This window comes from Paenibacillus sp. Dod16, assembly GCF_049893405.1.
In the GTDB taxonomy this organism is placed as follows: domain Bacteria; phylum Bacillota; class Bacilli; order Paenibacillales; family Paenibacillaceae; genus Paenibacillus_AQ.
Genome location: NZ_JBNDYG010000017.1, coordinates 1 through 18,817, shown reverse-complemented (window position 1 = coordinate 18,817; position 18,817 = coordinate 1). Strand labels below are relative to the sequence as shown.

Here is an 18,817-nt window from a genome sequence, read left to right as displayed (position 1 = left end):
GTCTCGCTTGAACGATATAAATTGATTTCAACTATAATGATGGATTTTTTTATTACATATAATAAGGAGGCTTTAATTTAATGGAATATATTCGCATTACGAGCATCGACGATCCCTTGTTCCGCAAAATGCACAATCTGATGAAGGAAGTGTTCCCTCCGGAAGAGGTGCTGGAATTCAGTTTGTGGAAGGAACCGCTGGAAGATCCGGGCATCCGGGTATTCGTTGCCCTGCATGAGGACGAAGTGGTGGGTACAACGGAATACCGCTATTATGAGGACTGGAATGTAGCGATGACCGATTTTACCATCATCGGGCGCGAAGGGCTCGGCATCGGCCGATTCTTGGCACAGCATCGTTTGAAGGATCTAAATCAACTGGCGGCCGCGAACGGCAAAGAGCTGTTCGGCATGTTTGCCGAGATTTACGATCCGTACCGGGTGCAGGATCATGCATTCGGCGGTGTGAAGCCGATGGATCCTTTTGTTCGCCGCGAAGTCCTCTCGCATCTTGGCTACAAACGCACGGATATCGCCTACGTGCATCCTTCCTGGAACAATGATGGCGAAGCGGTGAGCGGGCTCGATTTGTGCTTCATGCCTGGCGATGATGCCGTTGATGAGCTGTCTGCGGAGCTGATCGTCAACTTCCTGAGACGTTACTATTCGGTACTGCCTGAGAAACCACAGGCCTGGAACGACATGGTGGCCAAGCTGGAAATGCGGGAGAAGGTAGCCTTGCTTCCGTTGTAACTTATATGATAGTTCATGCCTGATTCGTTACGGATCAGGCATATTCTTTTCCGGGTATGCCTACAGCATGTGATATTTTGGTATTCTAATTGGTAGGATAGCAGAGGGTGAGGTTATCGGGGGAACCTCGTTCCCTGATCGGGGCGATTTAGCCGGTGCGCCTTATTCCATCGACGGGAAGACTCTGGAGGAAATCACGGGTGTAAGTTATCGTGAGTGGCACAAGCAATGGGTCGAGAAATACGGGGATTGAGGATGCACCCGATCTTTCGTGTAAGCACGCGGATAGACGTTTACTTCACATTTGCTAAAATCCTCATTTGAATTGCAGGGCTATACTGGATATAGTAATACAATAGGTAAGGAAAAGAGGAACGAACATGAACGACCGAAAACAAGTGAGCATCCGTCTTCAAAGCCTTCACGAAGGGGAGAATACGATACAGGAGCTTCCGGCAGAGGCGTTTATCAAAGGAAATGTCCTGTATGTTCGCTATACCGAACCAGCGCTTGGACCGCATCAAGGGGAAACCCGGGCCATGCTCAAGCTGACGGAGGACGAGCTGAAGCTGATCCGTCACGGCGAGGTGGAGTCCGAGCAGGCATTTAAGCTGGGTCAGCGATTGCCTGGGTATTACCGCTCCCCGTTCACTTCATTTAATCTGTCTACGCACACCCAGCGTCTGGAGCTTGCGCTTGAAGGCGTGTCCGGACGAGCGGCTTGGGCGTATGATTTATATGTGTTTGACGAGTTTTCGGGACACTTTTCTATTAGTTTGACTATTCAGGAGGCACATGAATCATGACAATGAATCCATTAGATCACATTAACGGGCTGGTTGCAGAAGCGGTGGCGGACGCTGCCGTAGCTGCAGGATTGGTTTCCCGTGAGGAATTGCCAGGCATTACGCTTGAAGTTCCCAAGGATAAGTCGCATGGCGACTTGGCTACGAACGTAGCGATGCAGTTGACACGAATCGCCAAGAAGAACCCGCGACAAATTGCGGAGGCTATCCTGGAACATCTGAACATGGCGAAGGCTTCCATTGAAAAAGCGGAAATAGCCGGGCCAGGATTCATTAATTTTACCTTGGACAAGGGTTACCTCTATCCGATCGTTGCGTTGGTAGAAGAACAGGGCGACAACTACGGGCGAATTGCTACCGGAGAGGGGCAAAAGGTTCAGATGGAGTTTGTCAGCGCCAATCCCACCGGAAGTTTGCACCTGGGACATGCCCGCGGAGCGGCGGTAGGTGATGCCCTTTGCAATGTGCTTGATTTTGCTGGATACGAAGTGACGCGTGAATACTACATTAATGATGCAGGCAACCAAGTTGTGAACCTGATAAAATCCCTCGAAGCCCGTTATTTGCAGGAGCTCGGTCAGGATGCCGAAATGCCGGAAGATGGATACCACGGCGAAGATATCAAAGGGTTTGCTAAAGAGCTTGTAGCTGAGAAGGGCGACTCTTTGCTGTCCATGGATCCAGGCGAGAGAGCTGCATTCCTTCGTCAGTTCGGGCTTGAGAAGGAACTGGATAAAATCAAACGCGATTTGAATCGATTCCGCGTTCATTTTGACGAATGGTTTAGTGAGACATCCCTGTACGAGAACGGACTCGTGGAGAAATCCCTGGAAGAGCTGAAATCGAAGGGCGAAGCTTATGAGAAGGATGGGGCAACCTGGCTTCGTACCACCGACTATGGGGATGACAAAGACCGCGTCCTCGTGAAGAATGACGGAACCTATACTTACCTAACGCCGGATATTGCGTACCACCGCAATAAATACGAGCGCGGTTACGACAAGATCCTCAATATTTGGGGAGCCGATCATCATGGTTACATTCCGCGGATGAAGGCAGCTATGGAGGCGCTGGGCAATGATCCGGACAAACTGATTGTATTGATCGCTCAGATGGTCAGCCTGTTCCAGGATGGCGAGAAAGTGAAAATGTCCAAGCGTACCGGTAAAGCGGTCACGATGGAAGACTTGATGGATGAAGTCGGCGTAGACGCAATCCGCTATTTCTTCACTATGCGCAGCATGGATTCGCATCTGGATTTCGATATGGATCTGGCGGTGTCAACGTCCAATGAGAATCCGGTCTTCTATGTGCAGTATGCACACGCACGTATCTGCAGCGTATTCCGCCAAGCGGAGGAGCAGGGCGTTAACCTCCTGCCGCTTTCGGAAGTGAACCTGAGCGTTCTGACAACCGAGCATGAATACGACATTTTGCGCAAAATAGGAGAGCTCCCGCAGGAAGTGTCGCTTGCTGCAGAGAACTATGCTCCGCACCGACTTATCCGGTATGTATACGAGCTGGCCTCCTTGTTCCACAGCTACTATCGAGCTGAGCGCGTGATTACGGAGGATACGGATCAAACGCAGGCTCGCCTGGCTTTGCTTCGAGCTGTTCGTACCGTTATTGCTAACGTGCTTCGCCTGATGGGCGTATCGGCGCCGGAACGGATGTAAGGAGCCCTAATTTGAATATGTGACAGCAGCCGTCTTTCCGTGGAAAGGCGGCTGTTTTGAATTTGCAAACGGACTTCTTTTGTAACTACTGAAGAATCAGTCTATAATTTCATGCCCTCGCGCAAAAATTTCAAGGCATTTACCTCTCCATCGGAGACGCTGTATCCTTTTTTAAGCTTAAGGGGAGAGGAGGTGCGTCGCAGCAGGGCCTTAATGGTAGCCGTTTTTTTCAGGTCAGGCTTTTGCGCAAGCAGCAGGGCGATCGCTCCGCTGACGTGCGAAGTCGCCATAGAGGTGCCGCTCATCTCGTGGTATTTTCCTTGCAGCCAAGCGGACACGATTTTATCTCCAGGTGCATAAATATCGACAAATTGCCCACGATTGCTAAAGGAGGGGATCTTCCGGTTGCGGTCGGTAGCTCCGACGGATATGGTTTGAGGATAACGGGCAGGATAGTCCGCGGTACGACGTTTGCCGTCATTGCCGGAGGAGGCTACAATAATGACGCCTGCTTGGTTGGCCTTGCCTACAATATCCAGCAGCGTACGGCTTCGGGTCTGCATACCGAAACTCATATTAATGATATCGATCTCGGCCCGCACGCACCAGTCGATGGCCAGAATGATATCCGACACAAAGGCGGATCCGTTGTGATCAAAGGCTTTGACTGGATACACCACAGATCTTGGAGCAACGCCAATCATGCCCTGCGTGCTGTTCGCAGCAGCGATGGTACCCGAAATATGTGTTCCGTGTCCGTTGTCATCGTATGGCGGTATGTTTCGGTGGACGAGATTAATCCCTCGGGTCAGCGAATACTTCAGATCGGGGTGAGCGAAATCCACCCCGGTGTCGATAACCGCAATCTTCATGCGGTGTCCTGTCGAGATCGACCAGGTTTGAGGGGCTTTGATTTGCTTGATACCCCATGGGATCCCGGTTAGCGTTCCAATTGTCCCTTGTATGGCTTGGATATGAACCTGGTCATCCTCTTCTACCATCAGTTCATTCCGGAACTCCGCTTCAAACTTCGCGGTTTGGGGAGCTGGAGCGATGATGGTTTGGGTAAGCGGCGAATAGCTGACTGAACTCGGAAAACGCCTTTTCCAGACAAGTCGCATCCATTCGCGGATACATTCCTGGTACAACTGAGGGTCATGAAACGTGAGGAGCCGCCGGTTCATTTCCCGGACGTTCCGCATAGGGTTCGTCTCTGTAAGTAGTGATTGCATGATCCGGGTGTAATCCATATGTGGCAATCTCCCTTCTCGATGAACCGTTGCTTCAGTATTGTATGAACCGGGGAGAGTGCCCGAATGGGATGTTGCCCTTTTTCCGGGAAATAGGCCCTGTTTACCGTGTCAAAGCAGCAGGGCTAACATAAGATACATGGAGGGAACATCAAGGTTCTCTTATCTAATCCCGTAAGGAGTCGATCCTTGGGGCGGATACAGTCAGAAGACGGAGACAATTGTCTCCGTCTTTTTCCTTTTGGCATCTGATGGGTAATGGCGCAGAAAAACTTGATTTTTATTTCCAAATAGGTTTTACTTAGTTTTGATAATGGATATGTTGAGGGTATAACGTGAAGATTGTGTGAGAGGAAGTGTGCGTTAGTGAGTAATCCGCTCAATTTAAAGATCGATCCGGAGAAGATTCAGGAAATCCCAATGGTTGACCTGGCTTTTATGGTTCTGAAGGCGGCGAATACGCCGTATTATTACCGTGACCTTATGAATGAGGTGGCCAAGCTTCGCGGCTTTACGGAACAGGAAATTAACGAAACGATTGCCCAGTTATATACCGAGATCAATATAGACGGACGTTTCGCATGTGTAGGAACGAATCTGTGGGGACTAAAACGCTGGTATCCGCTGGAGAAGTCCGAGGATCCGATTGCGAACGCCAAGCGTCCGCGGATCATCAACGATGAAGATGATGATGACGATGACTTCACCGATGAAGAGGATACTTATAGCGGTGACGATGTCGAGGAGGATTTCGACAGCATCGATGAAGAAGATGATGATCACGACGATCTCTTCCCGGATGATGACGATGCCGACGATGAAGTAGACGAAGAGGTTGTTCTGGATGATGACGAATTGGAAGACGAGGATTCCGAATCCGATGAGGAAGATGATCTGGAAGATGAGGCATTTGAGGAAGACGATAAGGATTAATCCCTCATGCAGCAGGGACTTTAGCACTTGTCTGAGCTGATTATGACGGTGTTTTACATTGTCAGCCGATTGGGGAATTTTGAGGCTGCTTCTTCTCTTGACAAGCAGACAAGGCACAGAGTAAACTATTGCTTGGGCTTATGATTGTGGATTAAATATGTTTAATATAAAAGTGCCCCGTTATTTATTCGGGGTCACTTTTTTTGTTTTTAAGGCTCAGAAAGTGTAAACGACGCTAGCTTCTGGACCTAATAACGCAAGAGAAGCACCTTATCAAAAGCGGTCTGTCTTCTGGAAGTTTGTCGATAGACATTTTTTCTTTGGACTGTGGAGGCATCCTTCCTGTAGGGACTGGACTTTCATGGTCTCTTGCAGTGAGTATTCCGCCGGTAGGGGACATCTTCTGCTAAACCTTATGTCAACTAAGATTCAAGTTTGCAGTTGTTTAAGATGAGGTATGGAAACCGCTCGTCTTGATGCCTCATAACGTATGCCGTGTTAAGCAGCTCGACATGATATGAGGATCATTTAAGCGTCAATATATGCGGTTTGTAATAGGTCGGAGGTCAGCTCGCTCACCATTTTTGGAAGCGAGCGATGCTTTTTTGTTGGTCCCTCTGATGAATCAGGGGAAAACGGGTTAGGATAAACATCATATGTCGCCTGAAGTTATGGAGATTATATAGGAGGGTTTTTACAGTGACAAAGTATATTTTTGTAACAGGCGGGGTCGTGTCATCTCTTGGTAAGGGAATTACCGCCGCTTCGCTCGGTAGATTGCTTAAGAACAGAGGGCTCAAGGTAACGATTCAGAAATTCGATCCGTACATTAATATAGATCCGGGCACCATGAGTCCTTACCAGCATGGCGAAGTATTCGTTACGGACGACGGTGCGGAAACCGACCTGGACCTGGGACACTATGAGCGCTTCATCGATATTAACCTGTCGAAGAACAGCAATGTGACAACAGGGAAAGTATACTCATCTGTTATCAGCAAGGAACGTCGGGGAGAATATTTGGGCGGTACCGTGCAGGTAATCCCTCATATTACGAACGAAATCAAGGAGCGCGTGTTCCGTGCAGGCCGTGAAGCGGGTTCGGATGTGGTTATTACCGAAATCGGCGGAACGGTCGGCGATATCGAAAGCCTTCCTTTCCTTGAGGCGATCCGTCAAATTAAGAGCGACGTTGGCCGTGAGAACGTGATGTATATTCATGTAACCCTCATTCCATATATTAAGGCAGCCGGTGAAGTAAAAACGAAGCCGACTCAGCACAGTGTAAAAGAACTCCGCAGTATCGGCATTCAGCCGAATGTTATCGTGTGCCGTACGGAGCATGAGCTTTCAACCGAGATGAAAGCAAAAATCGCGCTCTTCTGCGACATCGATCCTAACGCGGTTGTAGAATGCCGCGATGCCTCCTCGCTGTATGAGGTACCGCTGAATTTGCGTGAAGAAGGTCTTGATGAAATTGTTGTCAATCATTTGAAATTGACTACCCCTGCGCCGGATATGAGCGAGTGGGAAGATCTGGTGGAGCGTGTATCCAAACTGGAGAAGACCGTTGAGATTGCGATCGTTGGTAAATATGTCGCACTGCACGATGCTTACCTCAGTGTTGTTGAATCCCTGTCTCATGCAGGCTTTGATGCTAATGCTGACGTGAAAATCCGCTGGGTGAATGCCGAAGAGATTACGGCAGACAACGTGGAAGAGGCGTTGAGGGGCATTGGTGGTATCCTTGTACCGGGTGGATTTGGAGATCGGGGTATCGAAGGTAAGATCAGCGCGATTCGTTATGCCCGTGAGCGCAACATTCCATTCTTCGGTATTTGTCTTGGGATGCAAGTGTCTGTTATTGAATATGCCCGTTCGATTGTCGGTCTGAACGGCGCGAACAGCTCGGAAATTGATCCGGCTACCGAATATCCAGTCATCGACCTGCTGCCGGAGCAGAAGGATATCGAGGATCTTGGCGGAACGATGCGTCTGGGTCTGTATCCATGTAAGCTGGTTCCAGGATCGCTTGCAGAGTCCTGCTACCAGGACGAGCTCGTTTATGAAAGACATCGCCACCGGTATGAGTTCAACAACCAGTACCGCGAAGATATTGAAAAAGCAGGTCTGCGCATATCCGGTACTTCTCCGGATGGACGTCTGGTTGAAATTGTAGAGCTGCCAGGACACCCTTGGTTCCTCGCCGTGCAATTCCATCCGGAATTCACTTCCCGTCCGAACCGTCCGCAGCCGCTGTTCCGTGAATTTGTAAAAGCCTCGATCCAGCATCAGGCATAATGAGAAGAGCCTCTTTTGAAGAGGCTCTTTTTTGCGTAGAAATCCATTATCATAATGACAGAGAGGGCAAGCTAACCTTCAGAGCGGATGTCCGGAGCTGTCGATTCACATACAACAAATTCGTACATCTTTTTTTCTTACTTTTTTTAGGATAGGAAGGAATTCGACATCTACAGGCGAATACAAATAATGGTCGGTTATGGGAAAGTTAGGAACTTTCGAGTTTGCATATACTCATTATACGAATTTATGTATCGGGGAGGTTAGAAGGATGAGCAAGGAAAGCAAACACAAAGTGTTGATTGTGGATGACCAGAATGGTATCCGCATCCTGCTTGTGGAAGTGTTCAGCAGTGAGGGATATGAGACGTTTCAAGCGGCGAACGGCAAGGCGGCACTTGAAATTGTGAAGATGCATGCTCCGGATTTGGTGCTGCTGGATATGAAAATTCCTGGAATGGACGGGCTTGAGATTTTGAAGCATATAAAACAGATGAATCCGGACATTAAGGTGATCATGATGACGGCCTATGGAGAGCTTGACATGATCAAGGAAGCAACCGATCTTGGTGCGTTGATGCATTTTACCAAACCCTTTGATATTGACGAGATGCGTCAAGCCGTTAATATGCAGCTGAAAGGGACCGCCAGTAATATCGGTTGAATGATGAATTCTGCTCAAAGGGCGGAATTCTTTTTTTTGCCAGAATGTGAGCTCCTTCGCAGCATTTTAGGAAATGCTTGTTTAGTATTTATGACGCGATGTGGTATAATAAGTCCGTATGTTATATCGGCTAAAAACCATAGACAAACTAAGCATCTATAGGAGGATGAAACCATGCCATTAGTATCAATGACAGACATGCTGAACAAAGCACTCGAAGGTAAATATGCTGTTGGTCAATACAACATCAACAACCTGGAGTGGACATATGCGATTCTTGAAGCGGCTGAGCAAGAGAAATCACCGGTAATTCTTGGTGTTTCCGAAGGGGCAGCTCGTTATATGGGTGGATTCAGCACCGTCGTACACATGGTAAAAGGCTTGATGGAGGACCTGAAAGTTACGGTTCCTGTTGCCATTCACCTTGACCACGGTTCAAGTGTTGAGAAATGTAAAGAAGCAATCGACGCAGGATTCACTTCGGTTATGATCGATGATTCCCACAGCCCGATTGATACGAATATTGCAACAACGAAACAAGTCGTTGAGTATGCTCATGCTAAAGGCGTTTCCGTTGAAGCTGAAGTCGGTATGGTCGGCGGACAAGAAGATGATGTTATCGGTGACGTAATGTACGCGAAGCTGGACGATTGCGTTCGCATCGTGAACGAAACAGGCATCGACACATTGGCACCTGCGCTTGGTTCTGTTCATGGTCCTTACAAAGGCGAACCAAACCTTGGTTTCAAAGAGATGGAAGAGATTCGCAATGCTGTGAAACTTCCGTTGGTGCTTCATGGTGGTACAGGCATTCCGACGCATGACATCAAGAAAGCGATCTCCTTGGGTACTTCCAAAATCAACGTGAATACTGAGAACCAAATCTCGTTCTCTAAAGTTGTTCGTGAAGTGCTTGCTGCTAAACCGGAAGCTTACGATCCACGCACATTCCTGAAACCAGGCCGTGAGGCAATCAAGGAAACCGTTGTTGGCAAAATCCGTGAGTTTGGTTCCAACAATCAAGCCTAATTATTCATAGTTAAGTCGCTTGTAGTTCTAGTGGCTACGACATGACGATTGGAATCACCTAAGATATTTAGGCTGTCTTATGCTGCATACAATGAAATGGAAAGCACACCGCGTAGCCGGTGTTTTTCCATTTCATTTATTAAGATATCAAAGTACAAGCGGGTTGTGAGCTTCACAACCGGATCATCGAGAACAATAAGAAACGCTAAATGCGGTCTGTCATCCTTAAGGAACGTCGATAAGACGTTTTTCTTGTATGACGGCCATCAGAACCATTTCCGGCTGCGAAGTGATGTAGGGGGACCCGAAAGCTTATGGAAAAATTGATGATCAGCGGTGGACGCCCACTGCGAGGTACTGTAACAATCAGTGGTGCAAAGAACAGCGCGATTGCGTTAATTCCCGCCGCAATTCTGGCGGAATCGGAAGTCGTACTTGATAATTTGCCGCTTCTCAGCGATGTGGCTGTTTATGCTGAGATCTTGGAAGAATTGGGCGGGCAAGTTTCATGGGAAGGCAATCAGATGAGAATTGACCCTTCTGATATCAAATCTATTCCGATGCCTAACGGACCCGTTAAGAAACTGCGCGCGTCCTACTATATGATGGGCGCCATGCTTGGAAGATTTAAAGAAGCCGTGATCGGCCTGCCGGGCGGCTGTAATTTTGAACCTCGTCCCATCGACCAGCACATTAAGGGTTTTGAAGCGCTTGGCGCAACCGTCACCAATGAACACGGTTCGATTCATCTGCATGCTAAAGAGCTGCGAGGCGCGAAGATCTATCTGGATGTGAGCAGTGTTGGTGCAACGATTAATATTATGCTGGCGGCTGCTAAGGCCAAAGGCTCCACAATTATTGAAAATGCGGCGAAAGAGCCTGAAATTATAGATGTTGCAACACTTTTGAATTCCATGGGAGCTGTCATTAAGGGCGCCGGAACGGAAACGATCCGGATCGAAGGCGTAACCGAGATGCATGGCTGCCGCCATTCCATTATTCCAGACCGGATTCAGGCCGGTACATATATGATTGCTGCCGCAGCTACTCGCGGTGATGTTCTGATTGACAACGTCATCCCGAAACACCTTGAAGCCCTCACTGCCAAGTTGATCGAGATGGGTGTTGGTATTGAGGAGCTGGACGAAAGCATCCGCGTGATCGGTAAGGACCGATACCAGCATGTGGACGTGAAGGCGCTTGTATATCCTGGATTTGCAACGGATTTGCAATCACCAATGACCAGCCTGCTTACCCAAGCGGAAGGCGTCAGTGTCCTTAGTGATTTTGTATATAGCAACCGATTTAAACATGTTCCGGAGTTAGTTCGCATGGGTGCCAAGATCCGCGTGGAGGGACGCTCGGCCATTATAGAAGGTGGTCCGCTGAACGCAGCCAAGGTCAAAGCGACCGACCTGCGCGCAGGTGCGGCTCTTGTGATTGCGGGACTAACCGTACCCGAAGGGGTGACGGAGGTAAGCGGCGTAGAATTCATTGATCGCGGCTATGACCATCTGGTATCCAATCTGCGCATGCTGGGTGCCGACGTATGGCGTGAGACCGAGGAAGAATGATTTTTTACCAAAATGAGGGAAATGTGTGGTTGAAACTGCATATCTCCCTCAGATTTGGGTAATGCTCCTAGTAAAGCTCTCATAGAATAATAGACTACATGACAGCAGGATTGCTGTGACAGAAACAAATAATTGAATAGGTGGTTATTGAATGGATTTACAAATAGCCGATTTGGAAGGCATGAAGCTGACGGATCTGTATAAGCTGGCCAAAAAGTATCAGATTCCTTATTATGGCCAGTTGAAGAAAAAAGAATTGATATTTGCCATTCTCCGGGCGCAGGCCGAACAGAGCGGCTTGATGTTCATGGAGGGCGTACTCGAGATTTTGCCGGAAGGTTACGGTTTTCTTAGACCGATCAACTATCTGCCGAGCACGGAGGACATCTACATTTCAGCCTCCCAGATTCGTAAATTTGATTTACGGACCGGAGATTTGGTTTCGGGCAAATGCCGGACACCTAAAGAGAACGAACGTTACTTCGGGCTGCTGCAGGTCAACGCTGTGAATGGTGAGAATCCTGCCGTCGCAGCGGAACGATTGCACTTCCCAGCCTTGACTCCTCTATATCCGCAAGAAAAGCTTGTTCTTGAAACATCCCCTAATCAGTTGTCAACCCGAATTATGGATCTGCTTGCACCTGTAGGTTTAGGACAACGCGGTTTGATCGTGGCACCGCCAAAAGCAGGGAAAACGCTCCTCTTAAAAGAAATCGCCAACAGCATCTCAACCAACAATCCAGAGATTGAACTGTTTGTTTTACTCATCGATGAACGGCCTGAAGAAGTGACGGATATGCAGCGTTCCGTTAAGGGCGAGGTGGTTGCTTCTACTTTTGACGAGCTTCCGGAGAACCATATTAAAGTGGCGGAACTGGTATTGTCCCGTGCCTTGCGGCTGGTGGAGCATAAGAAGGACGTTGTTATATTGCTGGACAGCATCACCCGTCTTGCGCGTGCATATAACCTGGTTATCCCTCCGTCCGGAAGAACCCTGAGCGGCGGTATTGATCCTGCTGCATTCCATCGTCCGAAACGCTTCTTCGGTTCGGCGCGTAACGTGGAGGAAGGCGGAAGCTTGACGATTTTGGCTACAGCCTTGGTTGAAACCGGATCGCGGATGGATGATAWTATTTATGAGGAATTTAAAGGAACGGGCAATATGGAACTGCACTTGGATCGCCGCTTCGCGGAACGCCGTATTTTCCCGGCGATCGACATTCGTCGCTCCGGTACCCGGCGTGAAGAGGTGCTCTTGAACAAGGATGAACTGGATACCATTTGGGCGATCCGTAAAAATATGAACGACTCTGCTGACTTTGTGGAAGGATTCCTCAAAAAAATGCGTGACAGCAAGAATAACGCGGAGTTCTTGGCATCATTTGATGTGAATGCCAATAACGGCAGCGGAACCGGGACTCAGAGCCAGACAGCCAGACGTCCATCGCGTGCATCTGCAGCGACGGCACCTCAGAGCTAAGCCTGAATCAACCAGGAGAATAGGAGATCAACATGTATTTGGTTTATGCAGATGAGCAAGGGAACGTTTATGATCATTCCGAGCTGTTCGGGCTTGCCCGAAGCGGTGATATGATCGTTGAAATATTGGATGATGAATTGATACCTTTGCCAGAGGGAGCTACCCTGGTCGGGCTGCCGAGCACCCGAGCGATCGGGATGGATCCGGAGACCGGTGAAATGATGCCGCTTGAGGATGGGTATACCGCTGTCGGAGCGCTTTTGCCGCAAGGATATACCCGCTTGTGCTTGCCAGGGTACGTGAAGACGGACAAGGAATATAAGCTGCCGCTGTTTGGTTATTCGGCGGTGGTATGGAAGGATGGCGCCTTCTATACGACGGCGCGTTTGTCCGATGACCCTGAGAAGTGGAACCCTGTGAACTGCGATCTGAACGATCTTGAGCTTGGGGTTAAGACGCTGAAGGAGAAATATCCGGAGAATCGACTCTATGAGCATCTGTCTAACTGTGCATTAGGATATGAATGCCTGACGGCATCCAACACCTTCCTGAATCGCTGGGAAGGCGCTGTTCCCGTATCTTATTCCTGCAATGCCGGTTGCTTCGGTTGTATATCGGAACAGCCGGATGACAGCGGCTTTGTCGCGCCTCAGACCCGCATGAACTTCCGTCCGAGAGTGGATGAGCTGGTGCAGGTCATGCTGGAGCATCTGAAGACACCGGAATCGATCATCAGCTTTGGCCAAGGTTGTGAGGGAGAGCCCTCCACGCAGGCGAAAATCATTATAGAAGCCATGAGAGAAGTTCGGGCGCAGACTGATATGGGCTACATTAATATTAATACCAATGCGGGACTGACCGATTTTATCCGCGGCATCGTGGATGCGGGTCTTGATCTGATGAGAGTCAGCACAATCAGTGCATTGGATGATCATTATAACGCATACTACAAGCCAAGGGGCTATACGCTGGCCAATGTGGAGAAATCCCTTCGCTATGCAACCGATCAAGGCGTGTATACATCCATCAACTATCTGATCTTCCCGGGCGTGACCGATCGCGAGGAAGAGCTGGAGGCTATGATTGAGTTTGCCCGCCGCACGGGCCTCAAGTTAATCCAGCTCCGTAATCTCAATATTGACCCTGAGAGCTATCTCGAGCTTATTCCGCCTGCGCAAGGTGAGATTCTGGGGATGAAGCAGGCTATTGAGATTATGCAGGAGGAGCTGCCGGATGTGGTGATTGGCTCCTATACGCATGTGCCGCCTCCGGGACAGGCAAGACCGAAGAAGAGACCTTCAATTATCTAGCAGAATCGTGCTGGCATTGCATGTGTTAAAATCAGGTTGAAATTCCAATTGTGGACTTGTCTGATGATTTGTGTATGGGCTATTGCGCATTCAATATGCTCGTGATATACTCCATTTATGTGTCCATATAACTCTGGGTCCGCATGAGGCTCAGGGCGGAAAGAGGTGAAAGCTACAATGAAACAAGATATTCAACCGAAATATCACGTTACTACAGTTACTTGTGCTTGCGGTAATACGTTTGAGACAGGTTCTGTAAAACCAGATCTTCGTGTAGAGATTTGCTCGAACTGTCATCCGTTCTTCACAGGTAAACAGAAATTCCTGGATGCTGGCGGTCGTGTTGATAGATTCAAGAAGAAATACGGTATCTAATAAACAAACCCTTCGCCCTTGTGGTCGAAGGGTTTTTGTCTGTTTACAGGGCTGGTGGAGTATGCAACTTCTTCCGTCGGTTGCTTTTTTGATAGCCATGCGATATACTAAAGTTCGCCGTGCTAGACGGGGAGGTAGCGGTGCCCTGTAACTCGCAATCCGCTGTAGCGAGGTTGAATTCCTGTTAGAGGTATTGTCGATGTGAGGCTGGTCCCTGCGCTCAACGTTGACGGTTGGGTCCTCCGCAATGAGCACTTGTGAACCTGGTCAGGTCCGGAAGGAAGCAGCCATAAGCAAGATCGCTTTTGTGCCGGAGGGGTGCCTAGCCCGAGTTGTTGCTCAGGATTGCCGCTCGGATCGCAATTATCAATAACAGGTGCACGGTATACATATCTGCACATAACACCTTTGCCATATTGGCAAGGGTGTTTTTTGTCGAGACGGCTATAGATTCAAGCTGATCCTTCATGTGCACTTTGGATAAAGATTTCCAAGTAAACGTTTTGCTAAGGCAGGGGAAAGTAGTATAGAATGTAGTATAATATAACCGTTAAACTCACGCCTTTTGGGCTGGGATTGACCATAAATGCAATAGTAAAGCACGCGAAGATCGGGCTTAGTATAAACCTTAGGGTTCTCGATCTCGTGAAGTGGAAGTTGAAAGAGGGTAAAGCACAGTGGAACATATCGCGTTATATCGTGCTTGGCGACCACAGTCGTTCGGCGACATGGTGGGCCAGCAGCATATTATCCAGACCCTGCAGAATGCCATTCGCGAGCAGCGGGTTTCCCATGCCTACCTGTTCAGCGGTCCACGGGGTACAGGCAAGACCAGTGCCGCTAAAATTTTGGCCAAAGCCGTGAACTGCGAGCATGGTCCGGCTGAGGAACCCTGCAATGAATGCGAGGCCTGCCGGCGTATAACGTCCGGAGCCGTCATGGATGTTCAGGAGATCGATGCTGCATCCAACCGCGGCGTCGAGGAAATCCGTGATTTGCGGGAGAAAGTCAAATACGCACCGACCGAGGTTCGGCGTAAGGTTTATATTATCGATGAAGTACACATGCTGACGACGGAAGCGTTCAATGCCTTATTGAAAACGCTGGAGGAACCGCCGGCACACGTGATGTTTATACTAGCGACAACAGAGCCGCACAGGCTTCCGGCAACGATCATCTCACGCTGTCAACGGTTTGACTTCCGTAGAGTTTCCTTGGACGAACAAACCGGGCGTCTGGAGCAGATTTGCGGAGAAGAAGGCATTACGGCAGAGCATGAAGCGCTGCAGTATATCGCACGTCTGTCGGATGGCGGTATGCGGGATGCACTGAGCATTCTGGATCAGATTGCTTCCTTTACCGGAGGTACGGTATCTTACCAGCAGGTCATGGACATGACGGGCGGCATTGCCTCGGAGCAGTTTGGCCGTCTGGCCAGTGCTGTGAAACAGGGGGATGCCGGACTTGTGCTGCAGATTGTGGAGCAATTTATGCAGGAGGGAAAAAGTGCAGATAAATGCATGGAGAACCTCCTGTATTATTTCCGCGATTTGCTCATGATCAAGATGGTTCCAGGCGCTGACAAGCTGACCGATCGGGTTTTGAATCCGGCAGAGTTTCAGGAGATGGCAAATGCCTTCAGCCGAGAGGAACTATTTCAAATGATTGATACGCTGAACCGGTATCAGAGTGAGATGAAATACGCCTCGCAGCCGCAAACTCTGTTTGAGGTAGCGTTGCTCAAGCTCTCCGGTATAACCCAATCTGCGGGTGGGGCCTCAGCTGCCCATAGTACGGCCGATGCAGGTGAACTCGCTCAGCTGAAACAGCACGTAGCCGCACTTGAGAAGAAGCTGGAACGACTGATACAAAATGGTGTTCCTGCATCAGGTCAACGCGAACCGGCCAAGTCTACCCGTACACCGGCACCGAAAGCAGCTTCATCAGCCAAGATTCCGCAGCATATGGATCAGTATGTATCTTGCCGAACCGGGGAGGATTTTACATCTGTTCAACGGCAGTGGGCCCAAATTCTGCAGAACGTGAAAGAGGAGAAGGTAACGGTCCATGCATGGCTAATGGATGGTGAGCCCGTGTCCGTATGGGAAGACAAGGTTCTTATCGCTTTTAAAAACAACATCCACCGCGAAACCACGGAGAAGCCTGCCAATAAACAGGTGATTGAAGGGGTTCTTGAGTCAACGCTTGGCAAGCCGTATCATCTGGTTACCATGATGCTTCGTGATTGGAGTGACGCGGTAGAAGGAGTGGGCAAGCCTCAGGCAGAAGAACTTAAGCTTGAGCACGAAGAAGCGGAGGCCGGTGGGGAAAAACCATGGATTGATGAGGCCATCCAGTTGTTTGGAGAAGACCTCGTTGTCATAAAAGACTAGCACGTCCCTACGTGCACCCTATTATAAGGAGAGATGAATCATGAATAATATGAACCAAATGATGAAGCAAGTGAAAAAGATGCAGGAGCAAATGCTCAAGGCTCAGGAAGAGCTCGCTACGAAAACCGTTGAAGGAACTTCCGGCGGTGGCGTGGTTACCGTGGAAGCGAATGGTCATAAACAAATTTTGTCCATCAACATCAAACCTGAGGCGGTTGATCCGGATGACGTGGAAATGCTGCAGGATCTGGTATTGACTGCGGTTAACGATGCTCTTGCCAAGGCTGAAGAAATCGCAAATGCTGATATGGGCAAATTCACAGGCGGCATGAAAATTCCGGGCTTGTTCTAATCTAACCTAGAAGGAGTAGTTACATTTGTACTATCCTGAACCGATCGCGAAGCTCATCGACGCCTTTACGCGACTGCCGGGTGTGGGGCCGAAGACGGCCGCCCGCCTGGCTTTTCATGTTCTGAACATGAAGGAAGATGACGTTATAGATTTTGCCAAAGCGCTAGTCAGTGTCAAAAGGAATCTGCACTACTGCTCCGTCTGCTGCAACATCACCGATACGGATCCATGCCGGGTATGTCAGGACAAAACCCGGGATGCTTCGACTATCTGCGTGGTACAGGATGCGAAGGATCTCGTGGCAATGGAGCGTACGAAGGAATTCGATGGCTACTATCATGTCCTCCATGGGGCCATATCTCCGATGGAGGGGATCGGGCCGGATGAGATCCGTCTGAAGGAGCTTCTTACGCGTTTAAGTGACGAACGTGTAAAAGAACTCATTTTGGCGACAAACGCTAATATCGAGGGAGAGGCAACGGCGATGTACATATCGCGTCTGGTCCGCCCTTTTGATATTAAGGTGACCCGAATTGCCCATGGACTGCCTGTTGGCGGTGACTTGGAGTATGCAGATGAAGTGACTTTATCTAAGGCACTCGAGGGCCGAAGAGAACTGAACTGATATTTTGTGATTCTTTGCAGTAACTGTTTGAGATATGAAAGCTATACGAGAACGAGCATTGGAAGAAATTCTGATGGCTCGTTTTTTTGTTTGCTCACTGTAAGGTGTAGAAAGCAGTAATTGAAAGAGTTCTTTTGGTTCTAAGTTTGTCCCTCTCTCGATATGAATGTTACAGACGGTCTAATTAAGAGCAGTTTTTTAACATTCATATTCATAGGGAGTGAACGGAATGAAGATATGGTGGAAGCAGTCGAGGAAAAAAGTAGAGGAAACGTATATCACTGCAGAGGATCAGGAACGGATGTGGCATGTCTTCTTGGACGTCCAGAGATCCCAAATGGAGTGGGAGCGTGCGCACTTGCTGTTTCAAGAGGCAACGGGACAGGATCAGATCGATTATGCGATCTATATGCTGGAGGCGGCGGAGCGCAAATACCAGATGAATCTCAAACAGGCCAAGCAGCTCAACCTGGATGGGGCAAGGATGCAATACATTGAGCAAAAAAGGGAGAATGGCTAAGCCAAGGCTGAGAGAGATGTCCAATGACCATTGAAGGAGGAGTAACTATGAAACTGATTGTGCTAGGCGTACTATGCATATCGCTCTTGCTGCTTATTTATGTTGTGTTTAGAAAGAAGCTCGGGCTGGGATGGTTAACCGTATTTGGCGCCCATCTTGCTCTCTCGGCAGTGGCTATCTATGTTGTGAATTTCTCCGGATTGGCGGCCGAAACGTATATTCCTCTGAATCCGATGACCATAGGAACCGTCATGCTCCTGGGCTTGCCTGGCGTGGCCCTTCTTGTTGGATTAAAAATAACGGTATTAGGTAGTTGACGCAGGCTTATATTCTATGATACATTAATGTTCGCCCGTTTGATTCCGGGTGATAGAGTTTCACCGGTCAGGCAGTTATTGGTTGAAAAAATAATCAAAAAAACCTCTTGACCAACAGCAAGCTAGTATGATATATTATAAAAGTCGCCGCTGAGATGCGGATGACGAACGAAAATGATTGATCTTTGAAAACTGAACAACGAGTGAGTAAGGATTTCACTAGTGGAATCCATTGCGAAATCATCCTGTACAAGCCTTGGTTTGTTGGATGGTGGAGCATAAAGAGAATTGAACAAATTCTCGTCAGTTAAGAAATGAGCAAGTCAAACACTTTATTGGAGAGTTTGATCCTGGCTCAGGACGAACGCTGGCGGCGTGCCTAATACATGCAAGTCGAGCGGACTTGATGGAGTGCTTGCACTCCTGATGGTCTTGATGGAGTGCTTGCACTCCTGATGGT

Annotated in this window: 17 protein-coding genes, 1 rRNA gene and 1 other RNA gene; 18 read left to right on the top strand and 1 reads right to left on the bottom strand. The window is 48.9% G+C overall.

The genetic code is table 11. The annotated features are described in order from the left end of the window. Window positions 1-80 precede the first annotated feature (80 nt). The 3 genes from ACPV3A_RS14840 to argS all read left to right on the top strand — a co-directional run bounded on the left by ACPV3A_RS14840 (window position 81) and on the right by argS (window position 3,234). Entirely contained in the window at window positions 81-752 is a 672-nt protein-coding gene (locus tag ACPV3A_RS14840) for a GNAT family N-acetyltransferase (RefSeq protein WP_194540350.1), read from the top strand. Between the two features lie 380 nt (window positions 753-1,132). Then, window positions 1,133-1,558 (top strand): DUF1934 domain-containing protein, encoded by a 426-nt coding sequence (locus ACPV3A_RS14835; protein ID WP_071221146.1) that lies wholly within the window; start codon window positions 1,133-1,135, stop codon window positions 1,556-1,558. After that, window positions 1,555-3,234 carry an arginine--tRNA ligase gene (gene argS / locus ACPV3A_RS14830; protein ID WP_426200098.1) on the top strand — a complete coding sequence of 560 codons (1,680 nt, stop codon included), beginning with the start codon at window positions 1,555-1,557 and terminating at the stop codon, window positions 3,232-3,234. The genes ACPV3A_RS14835 and argS overlap by 4 nt, the downstream gene beginning before the upstream one ends. A gap of 101 nt (window positions 3,235-3,335) precedes the next feature. Here the strand turns inward: argS and ACPV3A_RS14825 are convergent, their stop codons facing one another. Continuing rightward, on the bottom strand, window positions 3,336-4,484 hold the full coding sequence (locus tag ACPV3A_RS14825; protein ID WP_426200097.1) for a S8 family peptidase: 1,149 nt from the start codon (window positions 4,482-4,484) through the stop codon (window positions 3,336-3,338). A gap of 366 nt (window positions 4,485-4,850) precedes the next feature. Between ACPV3A_RS14825 and rpoE the strand changes: the two genes are divergently transcribed. The 15 genes from rpoE to ACPV3A_RS14750 all read left to right on the top strand — a co-directional run. Beyond that, the gene (gene rpoE / locus ACPV3A_RS14820) at window positions 4,851-5,417 is read left to right on the top strand and encodes a DNA-directed RNA polymerase subunit delta (protein ID WP_194540353.1); all 567 of its coding nucleotides are present in this window, start codon (window positions 4,851-4,853) and stop codon (window positions 5,415-5,417) included. A 699-nt stretch (window positions 5,418-6,116) separates the two neighbouring features. Continuing rightward, entirely contained in the window at window positions 6,117-7,718 is a 1,602-nt protein-coding gene (locus ACPV3A_RS14815; RefSeq protein WP_194540354.1) for a CTP synthase, read from the top strand. A 271-nt stretch (window positions 7,719-7,989) separates the two neighbouring features. Beyond that, complete coding sequence (locus tag ACPV3A_RS14810) at window positions 7,990-8,382, top strand: response regulator (RefSeq protein ID WP_071222332.1); 393 nt, start codon at window positions 7,990-7,992, stop codon at window positions 8,380-8,382. Between the two features lie 174 nt (window positions 8,383-8,556). After that, entirely contained in the window at window positions 8,557-9,411 is an 855-nt protein-coding gene (fba, locus tag ACPV3A_RS14805) for a class II fructose-1,6-bisphosphate aldolase (protein ID WP_071222333.1), read from the top strand. Window positions 9,412-9,725: 314 nt separating this feature from the next. Then, window positions 9,726-10,985: a UDP-N-acetylglucosamine 1-carboxyvinyltransferase gene (locus ACPV3A_RS14800; RefSeq protein WP_194540355.1), complete on the top strand. Its 1,260-nt coding sequence runs from the start codon at window positions 9,726-9,728 to the stop codon at window positions 10,983-10,985. Between the two features lie 151 nt (window positions 10,986-11,136). Beyond that, the gene (gene rho, locus ACPV3A_RS14795) at window positions 11,137-12,465 is read left to right on the top strand and encodes a transcription termination factor Rho (RefSeq protein ID WP_426200096.1); all 1,329 of its coding nucleotides are present in this window, start codon (window positions 11,137-11,139) and stop codon (window positions 12,463-12,465) included. 32 nt (window positions 12,466-12,497) lie between these two features. Beyond that, a complete protein-coding gene (locus tag ACPV3A_RS14790) occupies window positions 12,498-13,775 on the top strand; it encodes a radical SAM protein (protein ID WP_194540356.1) in 1,278 nt (425 codons plus the stop codon). A gap of 177 nt (window positions 13,776-13,952) precedes the next feature. Beyond that, window positions 13,953-14,150, top strand: coding sequence for a 50S ribosomal protein L31 (rpmE, locus tag ACPV3A_RS14785; RefSeq protein ID WP_006207505.1), 198 nt, complete (start codon window positions 13,953-13,955; stop codon window positions 14,148-14,150). A 117-nt stretch (window positions 14,151-14,267) separates the two neighbouring features. Further along, window positions 14,268-14,534: signal recognition particle sRNA large type (gene ffs / locus ACPV3A_RS14780), an RNA gene on the top strand. A gap of 293 nt (window positions 14,535-14,827) precedes the next feature. Beyond that, a complete protein-coding gene (gene dnaX, locus ACPV3A_RS14775; protein WP_194540357.1) occupies window positions 14,828-16,543 on the top strand; it encodes a DNA polymerase III subunit gamma/tau in 1,716 nt (571 codons plus the stop codon). Between the two features lie 40 nt (window positions 16,544-16,583). Next, window positions 16,584-16,895, top strand: a complete 312-nt coding sequence (locus ACPV3A_RS14770) for a YbaB/EbfC family nucleoid-associated protein (protein ID WP_009595540.1) — start codon at window positions 16,584-16,586, stop codon at window positions 16,893-16,895. A gap of 25 nt (window positions 16,896-16,920) precedes the next feature. Beyond that, on the top strand, window positions 16,921-17,520 hold the full coding sequence (gene recR / locus ACPV3A_RS14765) for a recombination mediator RecR (RefSeq protein ID WP_071222338.1): 600 nt from the start codon (window positions 16,921-16,923) through the stop codon (window positions 17,518-17,520). A 229-nt stretch (window positions 17,521-17,749) separates the two neighbouring features. Then, the gene (locus ACPV3A_RS14760) at window positions 17,750-18,040 is read left to right on the top strand and encodes a DUF2508 family protein (RefSeq protein WP_071222339.1); all 291 of its coding nucleotides are present in this window, start codon (window positions 17,750-17,752) and stop codon (window positions 18,038-18,040) included. A gap of 47 nt (window positions 18,041-18,087) precedes the next feature. Further along, window positions 18,088-18,357, top strand: coding sequence for a pro-sigmaK processing inhibitor BofA family protein (locus ACPV3A_RS14755; RefSeq protein WP_426200095.1), 270 nt, complete (start codon window positions 18,088-18,090; stop codon window positions 18,355-18,357). 332 nt (window positions 18,358-18,689) lie between these two features. Then, window positions 18,690-18,817 (top strand): 16S ribosomal RNA (locus ACPV3A_RS14750); the annotation flags it as partial.

Bases quoted from the DNA above. Each gene is read 5' to 3' on its own strand.
- ACPV3A_RS14755 (WP_426200095.1), top strand. From the start codon at position 18,088: ATGAAACTGATTGTGCTAGGCGTACTATGCATATCGCTCTTGCTGCTT.
- ACPV3A_RS14835 (WP_071221146.1), top strand. From the start codon at position 1,133: ATGAACGACCGAAAACAAGTGAGCATCCGTCTTCAAAGCCTTCACGAA.
- ACPV3A_RS14810 (WP_071222332.1), top strand. From the start codon at position 7,990: ATGAGCAAGGAAAGCAAACACAAAGTGTTGATTGTGGATGACCAGAAT.
- ACPV3A_RS14790 (WP_194540356.1), top strand. From the start codon at position 12,498: ATGTATTTGGTTTATGCAGATGAGCAAGGGAACGTTTATGATCATTCC.
- argS (WP_426200098.1), top strand. From the start codon at position 1,555: ATGACAATGAATCCATTAGATCACATTAACGGGCTGGTTGCAGAAGCG.
- ACPV3A_RS14760 (WP_071222339.1), top strand. From the start codon at position 17,750: ATGAAGATATGGTGGAAGCAGTCGAGGAAAAAAGTAGAGGAAACGTAT.
- fba (WP_071222333.1), top strand. From the start codon at position 8,557: ATGCCATTAGTATCAATGACAGACATGCTGAACAAAGCACTCGAAGGT.
- rpmE (WP_006207505.1), top strand. From the start codon at position 13,953: ATGAAACAAGATATTCAACCGAAATATCACGTTACTACAGTTACTTGT.
- ACPV3A_RS14800 (WP_194540355.1), top strand. From the start codon at position 9,726: ATGGAAAAATTGATGATCAGCGGTGGACGCCCACTGCGAGGTACTGTA.
- ACPV3A_RS14770 (WP_009595540.1), top strand. From the start codon at position 16,584: ATGAATAATATGAACCAAATGATGAAGCAAGTGAAAAAGATGCAGGAG.
- ACPV3A_RS14840 (WP_194540350.1), top strand. From the start codon at position 81: ATGGAATATATTCGCATTACGAGCATCGACGATCCCTTGTTCCGCAAA.
- ACPV3A_RS14825 (WP_426200097.1), bottom strand. From the start codon at position 4,484: ATGGATTACACCCGGATCATGCAATCACTACTTACAGAGACGAACCCT.